The organism is Arthrobacter crystallopoietes BAB-32 (genome assembly GCF_000328305.2).
Taxonomy (GTDB): Bacteria; Actinomycetota; Actinomycetes; order Actinomycetales; family Micrococcaceae; genus Crystallibacter; species Crystallibacter crystallopoietes_A.
The window spans coordinates 1-6,533 of record NZ_ANPE02000164.1 but is presented as its reverse complement, the minus strand read 5'-3'; the positions used below and the strand labels follow the sequence as shown (position 1 = coordinate 6,533).

The 6,533-nt window shown below is 65.9% G+C and carries 5 protein-coding genes, 2 tRNA genes and 1 pseudogene; 1 reads left to right on the top strand and 7 read right to left on the bottom strand.

Going from position 1 to position 6,533, the window contains the following annotated elements:
• Positions 1 to 67: 67 nt before the first annotated feature.
• The 5 genes from D477_RS13450 to D477_RS13430 all read right to left on the bottom strand — a co-directional run bounded on the left by D477_RS13450 (position 68) and on the right by D477_RS13430 (position 3,978).
• A tRNA-Ile gene (locus D477_RS13450) sits at positions 68 to 141 on the bottom strand.
• 94 nt (positions 142 to 235) lie between these two features.
• Positions 236 to 1,432 (bottom strand): glycosyltransferase, encoded by a 1,197-nt coding sequence (locus D477_RS13445; RefSeq protein WP_005270058.1) that lies wholly within the window; start codon positions 1,430 to 1,432, stop codon positions 236 to 238.
• 57 nt (positions 1,433 to 1,489) lie between these two features.
• Positions 1,490 to 2,407, bottom strand: a complete 918-nt coding sequence (locus D477_RS13440) for a DMT family transporter (protein ID WP_005270057.1) — start codon at positions 2,405 to 2,407, stop codon at positions 1,490 to 1,492.
• Between the two features lie 45 nt (positions 2,408 to 2,452).
• Complete coding sequence (locus tag D477_RS13435) at positions 2,453 to 3,094, bottom strand: CDP-alcohol phosphatidyltransferase family protein (protein WP_005270056.1); 642 nt, start codon at positions 3,092 to 3,094, stop codon at positions 2,453 to 2,455.
• Positions 3,095 to 3,168: 74 nt separating this feature from the next.
• Positions 3,169 to 3,978, bottom strand: coding sequence for a phage holin family protein (locus tag D477_RS13430; protein ID WP_005270055.1), 810 nt, complete (start codon positions 3,976 to 3,978; stop codon positions 3,169 to 3,171).
• 214 nt (positions 3,979 to 4,192) lie between these two features.
• Between D477_RS13430 and D477_RS13425 the strand changes: the two genes are divergently transcribed.
• The gene (locus tag D477_RS13425; RefSeq protein ID WP_005270054.1) at positions 4,193 to 5,644 is read left to right on the top strand and encodes a GH1 family beta-glucosidase; all 1,452 of its coding nucleotides are present in this window, start codon (positions 4,193 to 4,195) and stop codon (positions 5,642 to 5,644) included.
• Positions 5,645 to 5,669: 25 nt separating this feature from the next.
• Here the strand turns inward: D477_RS13425 and D477_RS13420 are convergent.
• Positions 5,670 to 5,742, bottom strand: a tRNA-Asn gene (locus D477_RS13420).
• Between the two features lie 173 nt (positions 5,743 to 5,915).
• Positions 5,916 to 6,533: pseudogene (locus D477_RS13415) on the bottom strand (DNA primase); the annotation flags it as partial.

The window sequence follows — 6,533 nt, the reverse complement described above, 5'->3', positions numbered from 1 at the left end:
CCCCGGCGGAACCCGTCAAGGGATCCGCCGGGGCCTTGGCTCCGGCGCATTTGTGCGCTGGCAGGGGTAGGGCGACTGGGACTTGAACCCAGGACCAAAGGATTATGAGTCCTCTGCTCTGACCGGCTGAGCTACCGCCCCATGTCCTGCGCTGCCCGTGCCCGCTCAGCGGATCGAACAGCTCAACGTAGACATACTAGTGGGTTGCCGTGGCTGGATGCATCCCGGCCCGGCGTCAGGCCCTGAACTCGTCGGCCGAGGCGCCCCGGTACAGCCTTTCGAACGTGTCCATCGTCTTGTCGATGGCATGCCGGGCGGCTTTTGCGTGGCTGGCTTCGCCCATGGCCAGGAGTTCCTGCTCCGGCTGCTTGAGCACCAGCTCCAGCTTGGCTGCCAGGTCGGCCGCGTCCCGTGGCGCGAAGAGGTAGCCGTTGACGCCGTCGTCCACCAGATGCGGCAGCGCCATCGCGTTGGCGAGCAGCACCGGCCTGCTGGCGGACATGGCCTCCAGTGAGACCAGCGACTGCAGCTCGGCTGTGCCCGGCTGGCAGAAAACCGTTGCCCGCAGGTAGGCGCGGCGCAGTTCGTCGTCGTCAACGTACCCGAGGAACCTGACACGGCTGCCCAGGCCCAGCTCCGCGACCTTGGCCTCGAGCTGGGCCCGCACCTCCCCGTCACCGACGATTTCGGCGTGGACGTCCAGCTCAGGATCGGCCAGGGCCAGTGCCTCGATCAGGACGTCGACATGCTTCTCCTGCGCGAGCCGCCCGACGAACAGCACCGTGGGGTGCTCCGGCTTGTCGATCGCCTCGTCCGGCGCCAGTTCATAGTGCGCGGAGTCGATGCCGTTGGACAACGGCAGGACGCGGTCCAGGCGTGCGTGGTCCTTCATCGCCTTGGCGGCCAGCGGGGTAGGCGTCGTCACGACTGCAGCCTTTCCCATGATCTTGCCCATATCGCGCCAGGAGTTCCTGGCCACGATATCCAGGAACCACTGCGGGAAGGGCAGGAACGGTTCGAGATTCTCCGGCATGAAGTGGTTCGTCGCAATGGTCCGGATGCCGCGGCGCACTGCCTCGCCGATGGTCGCCTGGCCGATCATGTAGTGGCACTGGATGTGCACAACATCCGGCTGCACTTCATCGAAAATGCGCCGGATGTCGGATTTGATCTCCCAGGGGAAGCAAATCCGCCAGGTATCGTGGGTCGGCACCGAGTGCGACCGCAGCCGGTGCACGCTGGCCTCCGGGCGCTCCTCAAGGTAAGTGCTCCCCTTGCCCGGTCGGGCGGCGATCACGTGCACGTCATGGCCACGCCTCGTCATTGCCTGCGCCAGCCGGAGGCCGAAGACCGCAGCGCCGTTGACATCGGGCAGGTAGGTGTCGGCCGCAATCAGGATCTTCAGCGGCCGCTGCCCCTTGTCCGCTCCCATCTCCTGAAGGACTCCCTGCTGGCCTGTCGCAATGCTGTTCATATGCTCTGTTCGTACCTAAGGTTTCCTCGTAGCGGCGGACTGCGCCCGCCGTCGTGCTTCTTCCTGCTTCTGCAGGACATCCGGATGGTGGCGGGAAAGAACGATGACCCCCACAATAGCAACCAACCCCATGCCGACCATGGCAATCGCGATCACCGGTTCGACATCGGGACGCAGCTCACCCAGCAGGAAAATCCCGATGGCGATCCCCACCAGCGGATCGATCACCGTCAGGCCGGCGATGACCAGGTCGGGAGGCCCGCTGGAGTAGGCGCTCTGGACGAACCACGAGCCAAGGCCTGCGGCTGCCGCGATCGCAATAATGCTGAAGATCGGTACATTCGCCAGGAACCGACCGTTCGGGTCGAACAGATGCAGGCCGATGATGCGCACCAGCACGGCGACGAACCCAAAGAGCATGCCCGCGCCAAGAATGTAGGCGAAGGCGTTCAGCCGGCGCCTGAAGGACAGTTCCAGTGTGAGGAACACCGCAACAACGACGGCGAGCAGCAGTACCGTCGAAAGCTCCTCTGTCCCGGTCACGGTGTGGCTCTCCCCCGTGACGTTCACGGCCAGCAGCACGAAGCCGGCGGAGCCAGCCACGCAGGCGGTAATAGCGACGACGGTAATGCGGTTGAGCCGGATGCCCTGGTCCTTGGAGTTCACGATCGTGGTGATCACTAGGGCGATGGCGCCGATCGGCTGGACCACGGTGAGCGGCGCAGTCACCAGCGCAAAGACGTTCAGCCCCATCCCGGCGCCCAGCATCAGCAGCCCAAGCACCCACCGCGGATTCCGCAGCATGCGCAGGAGACCGCCGATGCTGAGCGACAGGCCACCGGTATTCGCTTGGACTGCGCTGGCCTGGCGCTGGGTCCCCAGGGCCAGGAAGAAGGCGCCGGCCACGGCGCAGAGAATGGCTAGCCAGACCATGCGGTCCTGACTGCGGGCGGTTCTCCGGCCCCTCCGCGCCCGGGCTCAGTCATGCGCCGGTGCTTCCGGAAGGTCGTCGTTTCGGCTTTCCTGCAGCCTCCGGTACTTCTTCCAGGCGGCGCGCATGTAACCGAGCCAGGCCAGAAAGTGCCCGATGGACCCCAGCACCAGCAGGACATAGGCCAGCACCTGGAGCCATTCATGTCCTGGTTCCAGCGCCTTGTGGAGCAGCAGCAGCGGCGTGCCGGCCAGCAGCAGGGCCGTGCGGATTTTCCCGACGTTGGTGACCGGCAGGTCGGGGCTGCCGCGGAACAGCGCCAGCGCAAAGACCAGCAGGACGGCATCCGGGACAACGATCGCCATCAGCAGCCACAGGGGGGCGATACCGGCCGCGAAGAACGTCGCGGCAACGATGATCATCGCCAGCCGGTCGGCCAGCGGGTCCAGCCACCGGCCCACACTCGAGATCTGGTCGAAGCGGCGGGCGATATAACCGTCGACCCAGTCCGTTGACCCCAGCACCGCGAGGACTATCGTGGCCTCCAGGTAGTCGCTGCGGGCGATCAGCCACACGAAGAGCGGCACGGCCAGGAAGCGCAGGACCGTGATGAGGTTAGGGACCGTCCAGAAGGTGTGCAGTTCCCGGTACTCGTAGTTTCCGCGAGTACCGGCCCCGATCAACTTCATTGCGCCCCTCCCCTCGTGGCCCTGGCTGATCCGCCGGGCGGATCAGGAATGTTCTGAAGTTTTTGGTCCGGCCGCTACTTCCGCAGGAGACGGCGCAGCAGCACCGTGAAGGCCGTCAGCGAGGCCGCCAGCGCGGCCAGCGGCTTCCAACGCTCCTGCAGGTCCCACTGGGCACCGGTGTCCGCGCCGCGGGACCCCGCCCGGACGGCGGCAATCCGTGCCTCCGCTGCGTGGCGGGCCCTGGCAGCCGCGGACGAGGCGTCGGCTCTGACTCGTTCGGACTGCGGCTTCACGTCCAGCTTCTGCCCGAGGCCGTCGCGCACCCGCGCCAGGTGCTCGCGGCGTTCGCCGGCACGGGCCCGGAGTTCTTCCATCGTGGGAGCCGGCTGCTTCGGTTCCTGCTCCGCCTTGGACGGCTTCGGCTCTTCCTTCTTCTCCGGCTTCCGGTCCAGCGTGGACGGATCGAAGCTCCGGCCTTCCTTGAGCACACCGATGTCATGCTTGATCCCGCGGATGGCGTTCTCGGGCAGCAGCGGCATTTCCTTCTTCAGGCGCATCGCGCCGATCAGGCCGAGGATGCCTCCGACGACAAGGAAGAATGCGGCAAAAAGCAGCGCGGACAGCCACGGGGCGATCGCTTCACCCAGACCGAGGATCGCGGCGACAAGCAGTGAAATCGCCATGGCAACCAAGAGGACCAAGGCTGCCGCCAGGATCCCCGCAGCAACTCCGACTTTGGCGCCCTTCCCCTTGAGCTCGGCAGCGGCCAGGGATATTTCGTCGCTGAACTGGCGCGGCAGCAGGCGGCCTGCCAGTTTGACCAGTCCCACCAGCGACGACTTATCAGCGGCCGCCGTGGTCCTGGTGTTGTCTACGCGAGTCATGGGCCCTGCCTCCATTGCTTGTTTGGTAGTGCTCGAGTTGCCACAGTCTAAAATTATCATTCACGCAGACCGCAACCCCTCAGCCTCAGGGAGTACGGCAAGGCGCGTGATTCGTCCATTGCAGCAGGTCAAAGCGAGGAAAGCCATTACGGTGGCGGTTTGCTGCGGTTATGCTGGCGGGCAACGCCCGCCGCGGACGAACCGGGAGACCCGAATGCCTGAAGAACTGCAGTTTCCGAAGCCATTCCTCTGGGGAGCCGCAACAGCGGCCTACCAGATCGAGGGAGCAGCTGCGGAGGACGGCCGGCAGGAGTCCATCTGGGATACGTTCTGCCGGATTCCCGGTGCGGTTGTCGATTCCCACAACGGGTCTTCCGCCTGCGACCACTACCACCGGTACTCAGAGGACATCGCCCTGATGAAGGAGCTGAACCTGGGGGCCTACCGCTTCTCTGTGTCCTGGCCGAGGGTCCGGCCGGACGGCGGTGCGGCCAATCCGCGTGGCCTGGACTTCTACTCCCGGCTGGTGGACGGGCTGCTCGAGGCGGACATCGCCCCGTGGCTGACGCTGTACCACTGGGACCTGCCGCAGATCCTGGAAGACCGGGGCGGCTGGGCCAACCGGGACACTGCCTATGCGTTTGCGGAGTACGCCGCCAGCGTCCACGAGCGGCTCGGCGATCGCGTGCGGGTCTGGTCCACGCTCAATGAACCGTGGTGCTCGGCATTCCTCGGCTACTGTTCCGGCGTTCATGCTCCGGGCAGGCAATCGCGCCCGGATGCCTTGGCGGCCATGCATCATCTGTTGCTGGGGCACGGGCTGGCCGCGGACGAACTGCGCCGCCGGGATCCGCAGGCCCGGCTGGGACTGACCCTCAACCTGACCGTCGCCGACCCGTCAGATCCGGCGGACCCGGTGGATGTGGACGCAGCGCGGCGGATAGACAGCCAGTTCAACCGGGTTTTCCTGGATCCCGTTTTCCATGGCACCTATCCCGCGGACTTCCTCGCGGATGTCGCACCCTATGGGCTGGAACGGCACATCCGTCCCGGAGACCTCGAACTCATCGGTGCGCCGATCGACTTCCTGGGCGTGAACTACTACCACGGCGAGTCCGTCACCGGTCATCCAGTCACTGATCAGCTTGAAGCACACAACGCCCCGGTACAGCGTCCAACTGCCTCGCCTTACCCCGCGGCGGATAACGTTGCCGTCATGCCGCGCGGCCTGCCAACGACGGCGATGGGCTGGGAGGTACAGCCGGAGGGTTTGTACCGGCTGCTCCTCCGGCTGCAGGCCGAGTACGCCGGTCCTTCCGGCACGGCGCTCTATGTCACGGAGAACGGCGCCGCCTACGAGGACGTGGTGCAGGCGGACGGCTCGGTGCAGGATACGGAAAGGCTGGAATTCTTCCGCGCCCACGTGGCCCAGTGCCACCGCGCCATCGGCGCAGGAGTGGATCTTCGGGGCTACTTCGCCTGGTCGCTGCTGGACAATTTCGAATGGGCGTGGGGCTACCACAAGCGGTTCGGTCTCGTCCGGGTGGACTACGCCACCTTCGAGCGCACGGTCAAGGCAAGCGGCCGGTGGTTCGGGCGGGCAGCTGCTGCCAACAGCATTACGGAGCCGGCCGGCTGCAGACAGCAAAATGCCCGCCCTGAGTAATTCAGGACGGGCATTTTGTGTTCAGCTCCCCCGACTGGACTCGAACCAGTAACCCTTCGATTAACAGTCGAATGCTCTGCCAATTGAGCTACGGGGGAAAGCAGCAGATACAACCTTACAAGGCTTGTTCCCGGAAGTGAAATCCTGGTTTCCAAGCGGTAAAACCGCTCGTCAGGACGTCGTTTCCGAACCTTTGGGGCTCCATCAAGGCCTCAATGAGTTTACTAAAGGGCTGCCCGGAATTCCAAATCGGCCGCAGCTGACGGCGGGCCTACTCGGTGCGCAGCGCCCGCCGCTGCATTTCGAGTTCCATCAGCTCGCGGTTCAACCGCTGGAACGCCTCGGGATCGGCGGCAGGATCCGTGCGCTGCAGCTGGCCCATCTTCTCCGCCTTCTGCTGGGTGATCTGGACGTCGAAGAGGCGGTTCAGGATGCCGCGGCAATACAGCCGGACCGCGTCATCGTTATGCGCCGGCAGCGGGGTGACGGCCAGCTCCGACACCAGCGACCGGAGTTCCTGCGGAACTTCCTGCCGCACGCTTTCCACCCACTGCGACGGCGTTGCCCCGGCGAAACCGGCGGCCCGGATCGCCTCGTGCACCATGGCATGGGCCGGTGCGCGGAAGGTCACTTCGGTGAACCGCTGCCACTGCTCGCCGTCCAGCAGGCCGGGCTGCTGCAGGGCGACGATCAGTGCGTCCCGCTCCATCCGCGCCACCGGGTCCCGGGGATCCGGCAGGCCGACCACGGGTGGCTGCGGAGACGACGGGGCATCCCTGTAGCCGCCGCGGGCTTCATCACGGCCGGCGTTCCTTCCGGGACCGGCGTAGCGGTCGGGGCCGGGCCGTCCCTGCGGCCGGTCTGGACTTGGCCGCCCGGGGGCGCCGCC